The 16,762-nt window shown below is 40.6% G+C and carries 16 protein-coding genes and 1 pseudogene; 9 read left to right on the plus strand and 8 right to left on the minus strand.

Features of this window, described 5'->3' with window-relative positions; translation table 11 throughout:
• Positions 1–5: 5 nt before the first annotated feature.
• Entirely contained in the window at positions 6–3,293 is a 3,288-nt protein-coding gene (locus CWC17_RS07980) for a tetratricopeptide repeat protein (protein ID WP_138542088.1), read from the minus strand.
• Positions 3,293–6,001, minus strand: coding sequence for a bifunctional glycoside hydrolase/polysaccharide deacetylase family protein (locus CWC17_RS07985; RefSeq protein ID WP_138542061.1), 2,709 nt, complete (start codon positions 5,999–6,001; stop codon positions 3,293–3,295). Before CWC17_RS07985 ends, CWC17_RS07980 begins: the two co-directional genes overlap by 1 nt.
• 404 nt (positions 6,002–6,405) lie before the next feature.
• Between CWC17_RS07985 and CWC17_RS07990 the strand changes: the two are divergent.
• The 5 genes and pseudogenes from CWC17_RS07990 to CWC17_RS08010 all read left to right on the plus strand — a co-directional run.
• A pseudogene (locus CWC17_RS07990) lies at positions 6,406–6,817 on the plus strand (cache domain-containing protein); the annotation flags it as partial.
• Positions 6,818–6,822: 5 nt separating this feature from the next.
• Positions 6,823–6,972 (plus strand): hypothetical protein, encoded by a 150-nt coding sequence (locus CWC17_RS07995; protein ID WP_502704909.1) that lies wholly within the window; start codon positions 6,823–6,825, stop codon positions 6,970–6,972.
• Positions 6,973–7,069: 97 nt separating this feature from the next.
• On the plus strand, positions 7,070–7,594 hold the full coding sequence (locus tag CWC17_RS08000) for a MarR family winged helix-turn-helix transcriptional regulator (RefSeq protein WP_249929279.1): 525 nt from the start codon (positions 7,070–7,072) through the stop codon (positions 7,592–7,594).
• A gap of 133 nt (positions 7,595–7,727) precedes the next feature.
• A complete protein-coding gene (locus tag CWC17_RS08005) occupies positions 7,728–8,477 on the plus strand; it encodes an RIO2 family protein (protein ID WP_138612552.1) in 750 nt (249 codons plus the stop codon).
• A gap of 269 nt (positions 8,478–8,746) precedes the next feature.
• Positions 8,747–10,099 carry a magnesium transporter gene (locus tag CWC17_RS08010; protein ID WP_138612553.1) on the plus strand — a complete coding sequence of 451 codons (1,353 nt, stop codon included), beginning with the start codon at positions 8,747–8,749 and terminating at the stop codon, positions 10,097–10,099.
• Positions 10,100–10,141: 42 nt separating this feature from the next.
• On the opposite strand, the gene CWC17_RS08015 is transcribed toward CWC17_RS08010, so the two are convergent.
• From CWC17_RS08015 to CWC17_RS08030, 4 genes are all read right to left on the minus strand, one after another.
• On the minus strand, positions 10,142–10,975 hold the full coding sequence (locus CWC17_RS08015) for a mechanosensitive ion channel family protein (protein WP_138612554.1): 834 nt from the start codon (positions 10,973–10,975) through the stop codon (positions 10,142–10,144).
• A 36-nt stretch (positions 10,976–11,011) separates the two neighbouring features.
• Positions 11,012–11,731 carry an LrgB family protein gene (locus CWC17_RS08020; RefSeq protein WP_138612555.1) on the minus strand — a complete coding sequence of 240 codons (720 nt, stop codon included), beginning with the start codon at positions 11,729–11,731 and terminating at the stop codon, positions 11,012–11,014.
• Entirely contained in the window at positions 11,724–12,077 is a 354-nt protein-coding gene (locus CWC17_RS08025; protein WP_138542067.1) for a CidA/LrgA family protein, read from the minus strand. The genes CWC17_RS08020 and CWC17_RS08025 overlap by 8 nt, the downstream gene beginning before the upstream one ends.
• 72 nt (positions 12,078–12,149) lie before the next feature.
• A complete protein-coding gene (locus CWC17_RS08030) occupies positions 12,150–12,941 on the minus strand; it encodes a crotonase/enoyl-CoA hydratase family protein (protein ID WP_138542068.1) in 792 nt (263 codons plus the stop codon).
• A 249-nt stretch (positions 12,942–13,190) separates the two neighbouring features.
• Here CWC17_RS08030 and CWC17_RS08035 point away from each other — a divergent pair, with 249 nt between their 5' ends.
• The 3 genes from CWC17_RS08035 (at position 13,191) to CWC17_RS08045 (ending at position 14,871) form a co-directional block, all read left to right on the plus strand.
• Positions 13,191–13,520, plus strand: a complete 330-nt coding sequence (locus CWC17_RS08035; protein WP_055015370.1) for an HI1450 family dsDNA-mimic protein — start codon at positions 13,191–13,193, stop codon at positions 13,518–13,520.
• A gap of 66 nt (positions 13,521–13,586) precedes the next feature.
• Positions 13,587–14,366 (plus strand): DUF481 domain-containing protein, encoded by a 780-nt coding sequence (locus CWC17_RS08040; protein WP_138542090.1) that lies wholly within the window; start codon positions 13,587–13,589, stop codon positions 14,364–14,366.
• 16 nt (positions 14,367–14,382) lie between these two features.
• Entirely contained in the window at positions 14,383–14,871 is a 489-nt protein-coding gene (locus CWC17_RS08045; RefSeq protein WP_138612556.1) for a hypothetical protein, read from the plus strand.
• Between the two features lie 41 nt (positions 14,872–14,912).
• Here CWC17_RS08045 and CWC17_RS08050 read toward each other — a convergent pair whose 3' ends face one another.
• Positions 14,913–15,398: an FKBP-type peptidyl-prolyl cis-trans isomerase gene (locus CWC17_RS08050; protein ID WP_138612557.1), complete on the minus strand. Its 486-nt coding sequence runs from the start codon at positions 15,396–15,398 to the stop codon at positions 14,913–14,915.
• 12 nt (positions 15,399–15,410) lie between these two features.
• A complete protein-coding gene (ygfZ, locus tag CWC17_RS08055) occupies positions 15,411–16,322 on the minus strand; it encodes a CAF17-like 4Fe-4S cluster assembly/insertion protein YgfZ (protein ID WP_138612558.1) in 912 nt (303 codons plus the stop codon).
• A 161-nt stretch (positions 16,323–16,483) separates the two neighbouring features.
• Here ygfZ and CWC17_RS08060 point away from each other — a divergent pair, with 161 nt between their 5' ends.
• Entirely contained in the window at positions 16,484–16,735 is a 252-nt protein-coding gene (locus CWC17_RS08060; protein WP_004586219.1) for an FAD assembly factor SdhE, read from the plus strand.
• Positions 16,736–16,762 lie beyond the last annotated feature (27 nt).

Below are 16,762 nucleotides of genomic sequence, written 5' to 3' on the forward strand. Positions count from 1 at the left end.
TAACATTAAAAATGTACGTAATAGCCTAATTGTAATTGTGTATCTGAGTTGCCCACTTTATTACTACTTTGATAACCCAGTTGTAATTTAAATAAGTCATCCCCTAGCACAGACCAGCCTGCTCCACTTGATACTGACACATCAAGGGTATCATTTAACGTTTGATAACCCGTACTGATGTCAAATAACCATGAGGGACTTTCGCCTAAGTATGGCGGAGCTAAGTTTGTGTTTGACGAAAGCGAGGTACCCAGAGCAAAGCGCCTAAATGGTTGTATATCAATAAGTTGCGGTCGTGCTCTTTGGTCTACACCTAAAGGGGCGAGTGTGCGCTCAAAGTCTTGCCATTGCGCACTAAAATAGGTATTCCAAATAGGGCGGTCTTTTAAAATAGTGTATTGATAGCGGGCGTTGTATTCTTGGCCTTTTACAAGCGTTGAGCTATCGCTGCGGCGTTTAAACGCCATTGCGGCTGCCGAGAGCTGCACGTTTTGGCGCCCATCAATGGCGTAATTAATATAAGCCGTGGTTTTATTTAATTTAGCAAAGCTAAGCAAGGTTTCTGACTGGCGGTTTTCAACATTGTGCTCAAGTTTTAAACCTACCTGAGTACGTGAATCCCATTGGTAACGCGTATCTAGACTCAGGCCTTGGCGGCTCATTAATTTGCCCTGATGCGAGTCTACTTTTGCATCAAAGTACCAGCGGCCCCACGTCATCTTATCTTCAATGGCAAACAGCAACCCGTTGTTATTTAGATTTTGCTGATTACTAATACTTAGTTTCCATTGCCCTTTAGCATACGGAAAATAAACATTTACATCGTACTGGCTAGTGTTTAAACCCGCCTCGGGCGATAGATTAATCTCTAATGCTCTAAAGTAGCTGGTGCGGGCATTACGTAATAAAGACGTTTCGGCTAGTGTTGGCTCTTGTGTTAACTCCTCATACCAACGCTGCATAGTTGCATAAGGTTGCTTTAAATATAATAAAGCGCTGAGTTCATCTACTTTGCCTAACGTTTGTGTATTTACCAGCGCCTTCACTTTATTAAATTCGCCGTTGCTCATAGCTAATTGTAGCTTTTGCCATGGCTCAAGCTTTTGTGCAGCCCGTCTTGCTAACCACCAGTTAGCGGTTGTGTTGTTTATAGCCTCAGGCGCTATGTCATCTAAGCTACTAAATTGGCGTAAGTGGGGCACGGCCATAGCACCTGCCCACTGGATCATTAAACCGCGGTATGCGTATTTGTCTTTTGGTAAATGGTTTAATAAATAATGTTTAAGTTCGCTGGCGTTAGCGTAGTAGCCTAATTGGTTCATCACATCGGCTAAATTTACTAAAGTGGTTAAATCCCGAGGATTACTAACAGCTAACTGGCGCAGATAAAAGTAAGCACTATTAAAGGCTTTTTGATGAATAGATAAACTCGCCAATAATTGTGCCCAATCTCGGTTGGGCTCATTGCTTGAGTAGTTAGCTAAAATACGCTTAATCATAATGGTGTCGTGCATTTGTAATGCAAGCCAGCCTTGCGTGAGTACCACATCGGGATTGTATTCGCTTAGTTTTGCTGCACGGTTAAGTGTTGTGTACGCGTAGTTTAAGTCACTTTGGTTTTGGTACCAGTTTGATAAGATTAACCATGCTGGGTAAAGCGCTTTATTATAACGTTGTTTTTCAAGAGCCTGATGAGCACGAGTAACGTGTTCTTCATCGCCAATTTGCGTACTTAATAAGGTGATTTGAATTAATTGTCTATCGGTCAATGGCGCTTGCTGCCATAGGTAATTTAATAAACCTTGTGGGTTGTCGGCAAATTTTAACTGCTGATAATGCAGCATATCACCTACACTCAAGGGGGTAATGTTTTTTAATTGCTCTAAGGCGTACAACTCTTCTTGTTTATCGTTCACACGCATAGCCATATCAACACGTGCACTCCAAAACTCATCATCGTTACTGTGTGTTTTTTGCTTTAGAATGGTCAAAGCAGTTGTAAAGTCATCATTTAACCAATGTGCTCTTGCAAGCCAGAGTAAATCTTCTTCGTTTTTTGGCCCTGCGTAGTGAGGCCACAAGGCTCTTAATCCAGCTAAATTACCGGTATCGTGTAACACCTTGGCTTTCCAATATTGTGAAAGAGGTGTTTTTCCGTTTATTTGCTCATAGCGCTCAATATGATTAAGCTCTTGTTTTGCGTTACCAATAAATTCGTTGGTTTGCATCCAATTTGCAAATCCGTTGCCTTTAAGCTGTCGGTTTTGCGCTTTATATTCGTAAATGTCGTTAGCGTCTTGGTACAAGTAAAGAGCGTTGGCGTCATTAATACTATCGGTCAGCATAGCCACATCAACGGCTTTGTGAGCCATTAACCATTTAAATTCTTTAAGCGCTTGCTTTGGTTTGTTTTGCCAGCGCATAATTTTCCAGTTTAAAAGCCTAAGCGATTTATTGTTTGGGGTTTTACGTAATAACTTTGCGATTAATTGCTCAGCCCCTGGTGCATCGCCATTGGCAAGGCGTAAGTGCATGGCTTTGGTTAAATACTCGCTGTTATTAGGTTGTGCTTTTAGTAATATTTCAACTGCTTTCAAGGCGGCTACATCATCACCTGCTAGGCTTGCATAATATAATGTACGCTCAGAATTTGCGGTATCACCGTATTTTTTCCACCATCTGTAGGCTTGCTTTGGGTTGTTAGCGCCAAGCGCAGTTTCAATTGCTTTTTGAGCTACATCAGCATTTATATGGGTTTTATAAATGGCCAAGGCCTTGGCTGGCTCCCCAGCGCTTAACCAAAAATCAGCGGCTAGTAATGGCTGAGCGTATCGCTCATAGTATTGGGCTACGCTTGTATTAAGCCCTGTTGCTTTGGCTATTTCTAATAATTGTTCATCCCAATGTGTGAATGCCGACAATTTAAGAGTTAATTCTTCAAAACGGTCATCTTTTTTAGCACCGCTATCAACCCATAGTGCGTATAAAAGTTTAATTTCTAGCTCAGTTTTTTTATCACTTTTAGGAAGCTTTTTAAGCTCGCTAGTTGCTTGTGAATATTCATTTAAACCAATATGAATGGCTATTTTTTTTGCACGTAGTTTTTCATTGTAGGGGTCTGTAATTAACGCGGCATTTAAGTAGGTTTTTTCAAAGGTATAATCTTGCGATAATGAGTCGTCTTCAAAAAAGAGGGTGTGTGGGAACAGCGCGTAAAGAGAAAAGCAGCTTACGGCTAAAATAATTAAAATAGTTTTAACAGACACTAAGTGAGGGCGTTTTTTATTATTCATCATTGAGCCCTTGTTGCGCAGTTTAAATAGCCATAAAATTCGCCAGCAGGTAATGTAAACTGCGTTTTATTACCAAACGTTTTTCCACTGTAACGCTCACCCATATGAGAGATAAACTGACAGTTTTGGGCATTTCTTAGCTCAATTTTAGCTTCAATCCACGCTTTAAAGCTGACAGGGCCGTTTACCTGCCAATGACTAAACGCTACATTGGCAGAAAGCAAATAAGGTTGGTTATCGGGGGTTGTGTGATCAAAGTTGATTGTGGCTATTTCATCGCCCACGTGAATATAATTGCCTTTCGCCGTTACCCCTAAAATACCGTGGCTGTTAGTCATGTTAGGTACATCAAAAATAGCAGGCAAGCGTAGCGTTTTTATATATTTAGAGCTAAAGAGCCATTCGCCACGCGCATTTTTAGCAAGCGCAGAGAAATAAAAATCTTTGGCGATACGTGCATATTGGCTCAAATGCACAGGGGTGTTTTCTCTGGCTAATACGTAATCCACATTGTAATGCAGTGCGTCAAGCCCCGCCGGCACCTCGCCAGAGTAAAAATGAAAGTAAATTGTGTAAGGTTTTAACCTGTATGGCTTTTCGGTTATTTCAAATGTCTCTACTAAACGCTTAAAGCCATAGTAAGGGCCATGCCATAAGTTAGTGTAAACATTTTCGTTTAAGATAGGGGCGTATATTTGATACAGCAAATCTCGCTCAGGGCGGCCAATAGGCGAAATATGCGACAAGCTTGGGTTATCAGCATTTACGTCGGTATTTCCCCCATTTACGTTAATTACTCCCGCATTTCGTGCAAGCTCAAGCGCTTTAGGCCCTGGGGTCGCATCACCCGACCATAGCATCATTACGGTTTTTTTGTTTTTTGGTGCGAGTCGCTCATTAATGTAGTTTATTGAACCAGTTATTTCTTTGTTTAAGTCTATGGCATCATAGCCGGGAACATCTAAATGAAACCCGTAGTCGGTATCGTCTTTATCTATTTCTTTTCTGCCAGATAAGGCTGTCCAAAAATAGGGGTGGCTGTAGGTGTGTGATGCAACCTCAACATAGGGAAGCGCAAATATTTCTTTGGCTATTTTTTCAAGCTTTGGGCTGTCAGCGCTATGCAATCCATTAGGCTCAATATCAGCTTGAATAATTGAAGAGGTTAATGGCAGCTTATATTTTTTAATAAATTCATCACGGATTATTTCTGCAGCATAAGGCTTACCTGCAAAGTGCGCAATGCTCGTGAAACCGTCGCCATCAATATGCAGTGTCAGCATCCGCCGGCCACTTAATGTGGTGGTATCAGGGGCAAGTATTGGTGCAAGTCCCATCGCATCAGTTAATAAAGCAACTGGGTCTACAACCCAGTTGCTGCCCTCCATAGGTAATGTATCTATTAGCCAGGGGGCCGCAATGAGTGCACCGTACTTTGTTTTGCTTGCCTGAGTTAGCGTGGTGCCATCGTCAGCGTGTATTGATATTAATGATTGCGCGTTCGTAGTAAGTGTTAATAAATACGGTTTTACAATAGCGGGCGCGCTGGCCGCTTCACCCTTCAGCCAAGGTACCATCGTTGCAAGCTTATAAGGCCCATTTGAAGGAGTGTTAAGGGTTTCTACCCCTAAACTTTGTAATAATTTATTAGAAGGTGGAAGTTCGCCGAGAATAAGTTGTGGTACCACCCCCAAGTTACCTTCGAGCCACTCAATAACTTGAGCATCATAAAACTGATCGCTCGTTGTCCACGAGATAATGCCAGCATGGAGGCTGGTATCTACTTTAGGTAAAGGCGTATTTGCTACATCAATGTAATCGGGGATGTAGCCTAAATACTCAATCATTGTGGCAAGTTTTAAATGGACAGTGGTGTATATCAGTGGCTTTACATTACTGTTATACGGAATGAGTATACGCCTAGGCACAGGCTGGATGCTTGATGTCCCCCAAGTTTGAAGGTGTCCATCAGTAACCCAAGGTGCATAGCCTTGATCGCTAATTTGTTTTGCCATTGCAAGGCGAGCCTGCGGTTTTGCATAGTCAATAACCTGCACTTTAAAGCCAAGTTTTTGTGCTTTGTTAAGCTGTGCATTTAACCAGTTTTGATCATCCACAGTGGTGAGTTTGTAACTGTTATCGACTGGGTTAAAGTGGCTAAAGAGTCCTTCGGAAACTAAATCAGATGCGTAATTATTAAGCTTAGGCAATAACTCAAATCCTCTGTTGAGGATTAAGTGTTTGTTAAACGTACTCGACAAACCCTTAATTATATCAACAAGGCCCGCTTGTTGAGCTGCTTTATCGTAATCGGGTTTTAATAATTGGTAGCTGTCGAGTGTGTCTAAAAACAAACCGTTAAAGCCGCGTTGCTTTAATTGATTCGCTTGTTTTTGCAAATGTTGTTGCCAATGCTCAGCGGTTAAATCAGCAATGTGGCTATCCCAGTGTGGGTTTTGAGCTACTGAAGATTCATTTTCAGTATACGACTCTCCTACGCTTAGATAAGCATATACACTAATATCACGCTCTTTTAGCCAATTCAGTTCGTGTTTAGTGATATTTTGTGGTTGCACAACAACCCGTGAATAAAAGGTCATTTCAGCCAGTGGCATGGGGGATGAATAGTAAAAAGCAATACTCTTGCTGGCAGGTTGAGCGCACACGTTTAAACAAATTAACAACGTTAGATATAAGAAATACTTCATTATTTTTTAAAAACCACAGCCTAAGTTAACGTTGAACATTGTTCCGTTTTTTTGTATAAGTATTTATTATTAGAATTGTGATGATTATATGTTAAATAAAAATGCCTGGCTACCTTAATGTGAGGTGAAGACTGGCTCTATTGCTTAAGCGTTAACTAAATAAAAGGTAATAAAGACGCGTTACTGCACAATGTTTTCGATAAAAATTGCGACTAATGCCAAGTGATACTATATATCTAAAGCGCTGTAATCTAATTATAATGCGCCCACCTTGCCAGCCCTTGGCAAACCCCTATGGTATTTATAAATTGGTATAAATAGTGACATATTGAATGCTTACTTTATTACGTTGATTACGGCAAAGCAGACAGTGTCTACGTGTATACCCTATTTGTGGAGATTTAATGAGTAACATAAGCTTAAGAAATAAACTTTTTTACTGGCTATTTTACCGTTGAGCTAGTTATTAATGAGCTTAATGGCCAGCTCGTACTATTTAGAATCGCAAAATCAGCAACAAAATTTTGAAACAATTAAATCTAAACTCATTAAAGACAAACCCTCGCTACTTGCCACTGAAGTGGAAATCTCAATTGAGTTGGTACGCCATCAGTTGGATAACGGATCTACACAAGGTGTTAAAAATGTCCTGAGGGAGCTTACTTTTGGTGACGACGGTTACTTTTTTATTTACGACACACGCGGCGTTAGCGTGTTCCATGCTCTGTTAGTAAGCGCTATTGAAGGGCAGAATAAAATAGGGATGACAGACCCAAATGGTAAAAAATAATTGTTGGATTATTGCAACAGAGCAAAGCTCAGTGACAGAAGAGATAAACCGTAATGTGTTTGCCATTCAAGAAATTGTTAATGAACTAACTCAAGCAAGTAAGGCCACTTCTGAGGTTAGCCAAAATTTAGCTGGGCGCGGTGAGAACTTAGGGCAATTAATAGGGCAGTTTAAGGTTTAAAGTTTTAAACAGTATTGTTTAAATTACTAATAGCCGCGACTTACGTTGCGGCTTTTTATTATTGAAAGTATGCTAACCCTAGGGAATTTTATTAATTATGTGTAGTCTATTACACGCATTTTTAAATAAACTGAGTAATCCTTATATGCAACAAAGTATGCCTTCGATAAATAGCTGTAACCGAGCACAATTAATACCTGAGCAAGATTTAGGGCGAGTAATTTCGTTTTTACGTTCAAAGCTTTCTAGCCATATTGATACACAGCTTCAGTCAATGGGTTTAACGTCGGCCCAATATATTGTGGTGGTATTATTAGCAAAAGGCTCGGCAAATACATTAGCTGGGCTGTGTGAGCATATGGTTTACGATAAAGGGGCTATGAGCCGCTTGCTAAAGCGCCTAGAAGAAAAAGATCTTATTGCAAAAACTCAGTGCGAGTTCGATAAGCGCTCTACCATTTTAGGTTTAAGTGAAAAAGGCAAAGCCTTGTACCCGCAAATAATGCCTCTGGTAAATGAGGTGTATGCTAAAGCGCTTAACGGATTCTCTGATGATGAAAAACAGCAAGTTATAGATTTATTATTTAAAGCAATAACCAATTTAGACTCACCCCCCGAATAGATTATCAACATTTTAGCGATACTGTTTCAATAAAAACTTAGCTTGCTAAGTACTAGTTCTCATTGTGCGGCAAATCCAATCTTGTTAATATAGTTGCCTAGGCAATTAAAGTTATCATCTTGTTAGGTTTGTTATGATTGAAAATAAGTTGTTATCACAATTACAGCAGCAGTTTCCTGAACATGTATTTATGCAACAGTATTTAAGTGTTGTTCATAAAGGGCGTTTTGCGAACGCAATTGTATACAGGTACAAAGATGATACGTTTGACTTAATAGTAAAAGACTTTAGCCAAAGCCCGTGGTTTATTCGTAAAACCTTTGCCAAGCTTTCTGTAAATCAAGAATTTAAAGGGTTGAGCCGTTTAGCACAGCTTGATGCAGTAGCTAATCGGTTTAGCCGTTTATCGCCGATAGCGGTGGCGTATGACTACATAGAAGGCACGCCGCTTAGCAGCTTAATACAGCAGGGCAAGGCGTTGCCTGTTGAGTTTTTTATTGAGCTTGAACGCCAAGTTGCAAAAATGCACCGCCTAGGCATTGTGCATTTAGATTTACGTAATATGGGCAATATATTATGTGGTAGCGATGGCAAGCCTTATATCATTGATTTTCAGTCAACCATTAGCTTTTCGCGCTTTGCGCGTTGGTTGCAGCGTTTTATGCGCGGCTGCGACATGTCGGGCGTATACAAAGCGTGGGATAAGCTAAGTAGTACACCTTTGCCGCGTGCTAAGCAGCAGTATTTGCAGCGTTTTAACCATGTTCGTAAGCGATGGATATTCAAAGGCTACCCAATACAACGTGCATATGCATGGGGTGTTGCAATGGTCACGCAGTTTGTGGACTCTGACCTAATACGTAACTTAACCGATAGATTTTAATTCCCCTTTTTTCATTGTGTAACTTTGCCCGTAACCGCTTAGCGTTATGGGCTTTTTTTTGGCTAAAAATAAGGCCAATCACTTCTTTTTAAATTTTTAAAATAAACAGTAGTATCGCGGGTGTTTTTGCCCCTACAATGCGCAAAAAAATGAGTGCAGTTTCAAATACCAAAGCTTAAAGTGCTTTAATAAGTTTAGGTTTTTTCTGCAATTTTTTATTGTTTAAGTAAACTATAAGCAATGTGCATTTTTAAATTTAAGGTTTTAAGATGATTGAGTATCCAGTCGACCAACTACCGCAGCTAATAAACGATTTATTACAATGCGAAACACACGCACAAAAAAGCCAGCTTTTAGCCGATGCACAGCTTAATTTATCTACTGAGCATTTATCACTACTTTTTGAAGCCATACCCAAAGAGCAGCGCTTAGAAATTTGGCAACTATTAGATAAAGACACGCAACACGAAATATTTGTCACCCTCAGTGATGACAGCTGTTTATGGTTACTACAAACCTTAGATGATAACGAGGCGTACGCGTTATTAGATGAAGTAAATGTTGAGGAGTTACTTGAGCTTGAAGAGGTTATCCCTGAGCGCTTTGTTGATTATGCAAAAAAGCAACTCGATGAAGCACAAACCAAACAATACGATCTTGCTCAACAGTATCCGCCTGAGCAATTAGGCCATTGGGCTGGTTTCGACTTTTTAAAAATAACCGAAAAAGCAACAATAGCAGGTGTTAAAAAACTACTGCAAAAAGGGTTGCCGCAATACAGCGAAGTGGTGTATTTAGTTAGCCGCCAAGGCAGCCTAATAGGTGAACTTGCAATAAATGATTTAATAAAAGCCGATGAAGGCGATAACCTATTGGCGCTGGCAAACTATGACTTTTCATCATTACATGCAGATGATGATTTATACGAAGCGGCAGAAGTGGTTATTCACAGTGAAAAAATGGCCATGCCGGTGGTTAATAGTGATAATAAATTGGTAGGGCGTTTAACCATTAGCGCGGCATACGAATTACGCCAAGAAATTGCCGATGAAGCCGCGGCAAAAGCCGGTGGTTTACGTGAAGACGAAGACCTGTTTGCGAGTGTCAAAAAGAGTGCTAAAAACCGCGGAATTTGGTTGGGTATAAATTTAGCGACGGCGTTTTTAGCATCGTGGTTTATAGGTTTGTTTGGCGCAACAATAGAGCAAGTTGTGGCCCTGGCGGTGCTTATGCCTGTGGTGGCCTCTATGGGCGGAATCGCGGGTAGTCAAACGTTAACAGTAATAGTGCGCGGTTTAGCGCTTGGCCAAGTCACTGACTCTAACCGCAATGCACTTTTAAAAAAGGAGCTACGGGTAGGCGCTGTAAATGGTTTGGTGTGGGCCCTAGTGATTGGCGGGTTAACTTTTGCTTGGTTTAGCGACACCATGCTAAGCATTACAATTACCATTGCGATATTGCTCAACTTAGTTGCTGCGTCGTTAGCTGGGGTTGTTATACCGTCTATTTTAGACAAAATGAAAATAGACCCTGCGCTTTCTGGTTCGGTAATATTAACCACGGTGACCGATATAGTCGGGTTTGTGACCTTTTTAGGGTTAGGCAGTTTATTACTGCTTTAAGCTATAAAACAACAAAGCCGCATTAAGCGGCTTTGTTTGTTATTACAAATGCGCGTTGTTATTAATAGTCACTACGCGTTGCGGGAACGGTATTTCTATCTCAGCGCCATTAATGGCTTTATAAACACCAGCATTAATAGCTAGTTTGGTTTCTATAATTTTGGTTGTAGGTACCCAATAGCGATAACTAATGGTAACGCCGCTATCGGCAAAGCGCTCTATGCCTACTTGAAAAATAGGGTTTTGAGCGACCTGGTCATGGGCCTTTAACACTTCTTCAATAAGGCTAACAGCGGTATCAGCGCATGCAGTGTAAGCTATGTCTATTTCTCCTTTAACTAACGAGTAGCTAAAGGAGTTATGAATAATCTCACCCACTATGTGCTTATTAGGAATCGTGATCTCTACTTTCTCTTCATCAATTAAAATTGTGTAACCCAGCTCAATTGTTTTTACTTGGCCGCTGACCCCTTTTACTTCAATGGTATCGCCTACCACAAAGGGGCGCGTGGCAATAATAGCAAGGCCTGCGCCATAGTTTGAAAGCATCCCTTGTAAGGCTAAACCCGCACCTAGAGAGGCGGCACCTATAGCCGCTACAAAGGGGGTAACACTAATGCCTATTTTGCCAAGCGCTATAACGATGACCATCACAATAAGTAATACTTTTACCACGTTACTCACAAAACTGGTAAGTGTGACATCTACATTGTGACGAGCCATCAATTTAGCGACTAGGTTTGAGAGTTTTTTTGCAACCCACAAACCTAATATAAGTATAAGAATGGCGCCCACAATTTGCATGCTGTAGGTAACTAAATACTCAGTGAGCATGGTGTAGTATTTTTCAAATTGTTCTATTTCAGAACTGATCATAGTGGGCTCTTTATATTGCGTAATTATTTTTGCTAACTATAGCAAAGTGTTGATTAAAAATGGATAAAGCACAGGGACGATAATTGCCGTTAGTAGTGCACTTAAGGCCATAGCAACTGATGAAAGTGCGCCTATTTTTGGGTGTTCAGCAAGAGCTGCCGCGGTGCCTATAGCATGGCAAGCGGTTCCCATAGCTACACCTTGAGCTTGGTGATTATAAACACCCACCCACTTAATGAGCATTAAGCCAAAGAGCGCACCGAGTAATCCAATAAAAATAACTAACGCGGCGGCAAGTGAGCTAATCCCCCCTAAAGACTCCGTAACTATTAACGAGATAGGCGTAGTTACACTTAATGCAGCTACGGATGCGCTTAAGTTAGCAGGAACATCAAATAAAATACTTAAAATAAAGGCCACAACCGTTGCGTTAATAATACCTAAACTGCATGTACTTACTATTAAAAGAAGATTTTTTCTGACATGAATAAATTGCTGGTATAAGGGTAAGGCTAGGGCCACTATAGCGGGCTCTAATAGCCAACTAAGTAGTTGGCTGTGAGCAAAAAAGTCAGCATAAGGTAAGTTTAAATTAACCAGCACTAAGGCAATAATCGCAATACTTAAAAACACCGGGTTGGTGAGCGACTTTACTATGCTGTACTGCCAGTGTTTATTAAACGCTCTTAATAGTAAAAACAGCAAAATAATAGCGGGAGTTGTTAAGTACCATAGCGTAAGGTGCAGCTCAGTCATTGTTATTTTTACCTTTAACATAGCCAACAACGCTGCTTACCAGTAAAAGCGTACTGGCAGGGACGAGCAAAATAACCAAAACTAAATAGGGCCAATGCAGCTTAATAAGTGCAATGTGCTCGATAAATCCTACCCCCGCGGGTATAAAAAATATTGGCATAATATTTAAAATAGGGGAGGCCGAGGGTTTAATATGGTGCTCTTTCACTACACCTAACAGTAATAAACTTAGTAAGATAACCATGCCAAGGAGGGGGGCAGGAAAGCTGCCACCTATCAAATGCATTATTAATTTAGCACACCCTAAACACAGTAAAATAATTACACTGCTAAGCAAGTACTTCATGATAATGGCTCATTAGTATATAAAAAAGCTAACGTTAGCAAATTCACCCCATTTTTAAATGCGAACTTAGTCTTACCAGCGTTTAGAGTTTGCATAGTTTATATCTGCTTTCCCTTTTGTTTTGGCGATTGCTTTTTTTGTGTTGGGGTTGAGTAGCAAACGAACTTGGCTAAACGTTTCTTTAGCTAATATTTTTCGTTGGTTTGTTGCATAACTTTGCTGAGTAACGCGCTTTATAGCGGCAAGTGTGTCGGGGGAGCGCTCTAGCAATGTATTTAACATACGTTGGGTGGCTTGCTCTGTATTACTTGTAAGCTCTGTGACTAATCCAAGCTCGTAAGCTTTTTGCGCATTAATAGGGTTTGCGTGGCTTGCAAGCCAAAGCGCTTGGTCACGTTTTAATAAACCAGCTAACACTACATTGGCACCCATATCGGGGCATAATCCCCAGCGCGCTTCCATAATGGCCAGCTTTGCTTGAATATCAACAATTCTGTAATCGGCGCCTAGCGCTATTTGTAGCCCACCTCCCAAACAATTTCCATTTATTTGTGCAATAACTGGTACGCTTAAAGATTGCCACCCCAGCACCACTTTTTGCGCTAGGTTTTGATTGCCTGGCAGCCATTTGAATAGCAGCCTTACAATATTCAAAGGTGAAGCCATAACGCCTGCAACATCTAGCCCTGAGCAAAAATGCTCACCGTCACCTTTTATCACTACAGCGCGAACACGCTTATCTTTTTTAATACGTTTAATTGTGTTGTTTAATTTCATAAACATATCAAAGCTAAGTGCATTTTGTTTTTCTGCGCGGCTTAGAGTAACGTTAGCAATGCCTTGTTGTATTTCTAGTTTTATCATTGCGCTCTCCTATTCGCATGTGTTTGAGCTTATGACGTACGCAGTGCTAAGTAAAGTAACAGTTTGTTTTATAATACAAAATAAATTGAATTATTTTTAACTTTTTTAGTCAAAGTACGTCGAATCTTATTCAAGCTTAACCACACATGAGCTGGTAACAAAAAAGTCATTATTTTTTGGTGTTTTTTCTCAAATCACAGATGAGTTTTGGTATTATGTGTGCACTTAAAATGCATTGAGGTTTTACCCATGTCAGGCCCACGTTTATACAGCGAAGAAGAAGTTACCCATCAAGCGTACGATATTTTTTTAGAGCTGGCGCCAAATAATCTTAGCGAGCAAGATGTTGAAGACTTTAACGAGTACCGAGAAGAACTTGGGTTTATTGAAGAGGGCGAACCTGATGCGCAATGGCAAGACTTTGTAGCACTTGAAATAGAGCCGGAGTTATTTGTACAGGTGTTAGTGGGGTTAGAGTTTGAAAACGAAGATGTGTTGTTTGCAAAAATTTTAATTAGCCGTGATAAAGACGCGCCGTTTTGTCATATTTTGTGGAAAGAAACAGAGCACGCTGAGTAAGCAGTTTTGTTTGTATGTGCCAGAGAGTTTACCGTGCATAAGTATTTACTATTCGTGTTTTTAATAATGTGCAGCCGCTGTTGGGCTGTTGACCCATTTGAAGACTTTCATGAATATGGACAACTCTCTGATGAAGAAATTCACGAGCTGCATAAAGGCGAAATGCTTTATGGTGATACTGAATTTGGCTTGATTTTAAGTAAAGGTAACACTAACTCCACTAGTTTTAAATTTAGAGGGAATTTATACCAAGACTTCGAAAACTGGCGCAATCAGTTTAAATTAGACACTTTATATAAACGCGATGAAAATGACGACACAGGGCAAACAGACGTAACAGCGGACCGTATTTTTGTCTCTGCACAAGGTAACTACAAGGTGGGGGTTAAAAATTCTTCATTTTTTATTTACGGTGACTACGAAGAAGATAAATTTAGCGGTCTAGAATACAAAAGTACAGTCGCTACTGGTTATGGTGCCAGAGTATATCAAGGTGTAAAAAATAAAGTAGATATTGATATTGGCCCCGGTCTATATCGCTCAGTGGCTGATGATGAGTCAGAAGTGAGTGAAGAAGATGAAAACCAAACCGGTTATTTAGTACGTATTGCAATGCAGTGGGAACGTTTGGTATCAAAGCGTACGCGCTTTAATCAAGATGTGAGTATTGAACAGTCTTTATCGGGGTTAAATTCACGTTTGAAGTCAGAAACCGCTTTGATTAGTCAAGTCATAGGCGCGGTATCGTTAAAGTTTGCCTACATGTATCGTTATAACTCAAAACCTGAAGACGATAATCTTAAATACGACTCAGAATTAAGCGCCACGTTGGTGTACAGTTTTTAATAATAAAGAGAGCGTTATGTATCAGCATAAACAATATGCGGTGTTTATATTTTTTGTTTTAGCATGGATAGGCGGCTTTGTAGCCTTAGCCTGGAACTTAATGGGTGCAGATGTGCCATTAATGGTATTTGCCGGTGTACTCGTTTTAGTTGGCTTTTTGTTTCATGGTTTAACTGTAAAAGTTGACGAGCAAACAATTAGTTGGGCTTTTGGTCCTGGCGTTGCGGGGCAACGATTAGCGCTTGCAGACATAGTAGAGGCTAAAGCGGTGCAAAACTCCTACCGCCACGGTATTGGTATTCGTATTACACATGATGGGTGGGTGTATTCTGTATCAGGCTTTAGTGCAGTGCAGCTAACCTTAAAAGACGGTACTAAGTACCGAGTAGGAACAAACGATCAGCAAGGCTTATTACGTGCGCTTGAGGGTAAAATAACACCTAATGAAACGCCTTTAGAGGAACCGGCGCCAATAAAAACCGCGACCTACAACAATATGTTATAAAAAAAGCGCCTTAGGCGCTTTTTTTATAAACGGCACTATGATTAGTGATCGTGACCACAACCGCCTTCACCGTGCACGTGGCCGTGCGCAAGCTCTTCCTCGGTTGCTTCGCGCACCTCTAAAATTTCTACATCAAAATTAAGAGTAATACCCGAAAGCGGGTGGTTTCCATCAACTATAACGTCTTCATCTTGAATCTCGATAATCATTACAGATTGATCACCATCATCAGTTGATGCTCTAAATTGCATACCTACTTCAATCTCCATGCCATCAAACATTGACTTAGGCACCGCTTGCATTAGGTTATCGTGACGTTCGCCGTAGCCTTCTTCAGGTTCTACTTTTACATTTAATGTATCACCGGTTTGCTTGCCTTGGAGTGCATTTTCAAGCCCTGGGATTAAGTAGCCTGTGCCAATAATAAAAACCAGTGGCTCGCCATCAAAAGAGTTATCAATGGTATTGCCATCGTTATCCAGTACTGAATAATGCATTTTTACTACTGTGTTTGGTGCAACGATCATAGTCATTCCTATTTATTCATCTTCAAGAGAGTAAGGTAGAGGCAGAATGCTTAGCTCTACCTGAGGGGTGTGCTTTGCACGAAGTACGTGTGTACTTGGTGTATCGTTTGGCAGCACAACAAGGCCAAATAAGGTTTGGCTATTTTCGTTATAGCTTTGGGCAATTAGTTTACCAGCGCGGCGCCAGTTCTCGCCCACTTGGGTTTCAAGCTCTGGCTCTTCAAGTAGGCCATGGCTTTTACCTGTAACAATATACATAGCGCGTTTGTTTTTACCTAGGTACTTCATACGGGCAACGGTTTCTTGGCCGGTGTAACAGCCTTTTTTAAAACTAATGCCGTTAATCGCCTGAAGATTCACCATTTGTGGTACGTATTCGCCAATGGCGTCACTATTTAATTGTGGCTCGCCCGCTTTTATAGCGGCTTCTTGCCATAGCGCGCAGTTATCTAAAGTAGACACATCATCTGGCATACTAAATTGGCTATCAACCATTAGTAAAACGCGATTTGGCGCTAATTTTAGTGCTTTACCGCTTGGAAAGTCACAGGCTGTTTGCTCGTCAGAAAAACGAATATCGAGCTTTTCAAGCACTGGGGCTAAATCGTCACTGATCAACCCAATTAGTCTATTCGTAGAGATATCTATATCTACTTTGGCAAACACAGCGTATTTTTTTAGCTCGATAAGCGATTGCTCTACCTCAGGCTGTGAGCCTGCTAGGTAATAACTATCTTGATGGGAAAATAATTTAAACACACCCCACAGCTTGCCTTTGGCACTGCAGTGGCCAGCCCATAAATAATTGCTGTTAGATAGTTTATTGAGATCTTGAGTAATTTGTCCGTGAAGATAAGACAATTTATCCGCACCGGTTAGGCTAATAAGCTGGTGAGATAACGGACATGCATAAACGCTCGACATAAAAACCTTCTGTGCAATACAAATGAGTAGACATAATAACGTAGTTATAACCAAGGGTACAGCAACGAAGCTGGGCAGTTTTTATTATTTGGCCAATGATTAATAGCTGCTAATTATGCAGGTATTTGTTAAACTCAGGGCAATTAAGTATGAGGTTTAAAATGACTGAAATTCATAGTAAAGCACGTATACGCTGGGCTTGTCGCCGCGGCATGTTAGAGTTAGATGTTTTGTTTATGCCATTTGTCGAGCAGGCATATGATTCATTAAATGCACAGCAACAGGCTGTATTTCAGCGTTTGCTAACCCAAGAAGACCCTGATTTGTTTGCATGGTTTATGGGCCATGAAGAATGTAAAGATGCTGAGCTTAATACTATGGTATCGCTGATTTTAGACCGAGTACGTGTATAGGTTTACAGTAGTAAATAACAAAGCAGA

The sequence above is a fragment of the Pseudoalteromonas sp. S3785 genome (genome assembly GCF_005887365.1).
In the GTDB taxonomy this organism is placed as follows: Bacteria; Pseudomonadota; Gammaproteobacteria; order Enterobacterales; family Alteromonadaceae; genus Pseudoalteromonas.

Coding starts and splice junctions, on each gene's coding strand:
- CWC17_RS07980 (WP_138542088.1), bottom strand. CDS start 3,293: ATGAATAATAAAAAACGCCCTCACTTAGTGTCTGTTAAAACTATTTTA.
- CWC17_RS07985 (WP_138542061.1), bottom strand. CDS start 6,001: ATGAAGTATTTCTTATATCTAACGTTGTTAATTTGTTTAAACGTGTGC.
- CWC17_RS08000 (WP_249929279.1), top strand. CDS start 7,070: ATGTGTAGTCTATTACACGCATTTTTAAATAAACTGAGTAATCCTTAT.
- CWC17_RS08005 (WP_138612552.1), top strand. CDS start 7,728: ATGATTGAAAATAAGTTGTTATCACAATTACAGCAGCAGTTTCCTGAA.
- CWC17_RS08010 (WP_138612553.1), top strand. CDS start 8,747: ATGATTGAGTATCCAGTCGACCAACTACCGCAGCTAATAAACGATTTA.
- CWC17_RS08015 (WP_138612554.1), bottom strand. CDS start 10,975: ATGATCAGTTCTGAAATAGAACAATTTGAAAAATACTACACCATGCTC.
- CWC17_RS08020 (WP_138612555.1), bottom strand. CDS start 11,731: ATGACTGAGCTGCACCTTACGCTATGGTACTTAACAACTCCCGCTATT.
- CWC17_RS08025 (WP_138542067.1), bottom strand. CDS start 12,077: ATGAAGTACTTGCTTAGCAGTGTAATTATTTTACTGTGTTTAGGGTGT.
- CWC17_RS08030 (WP_138542068.1), bottom strand. CDS start 12,941: ATGATAAAACTAGAAATACAACAAGGCATTGCTAACGTTACTCTAAGC.
- CWC17_RS08035 (WP_055015370.1), top strand. CDS start 13,191: ATGTCAGGCCCACGTTTATACAGCGAAGAAGAAGTTACCCATCAAGCG.
- CWC17_RS08040 (WP_138542090.1), top strand. CDS start 13,587: ATGTGCAGCCGCTGTTGGGCTGTTGACCCATTTGAAGACTTTCATGAA.
- CWC17_RS08045 (WP_138612556.1), top strand. CDS start 14,383: ATGTATCAGCATAAACAATATGCGGTGTTTATATTTTTTGTTTTAGCA.
- CWC17_RS08050 (WP_138612557.1), bottom strand. CDS start 15,398: ATGATCGTTGCACCAAACACAGTAGTAAAAATGCATTATTCAGTACTG.
- ygfZ (WP_138612558.1), bottom strand. CDS start 16,322: ATGTCGAGCGTTTATGCATGTCCGTTATCTCACCAGCTTATTAGCCTA.
- CWC17_RS08060 (WP_004586219.1), top strand. CDS start 16,484: ATGACTGAAATTCATAGTAAAGCACGTATACGCTGGGCTTGTCGCCGC.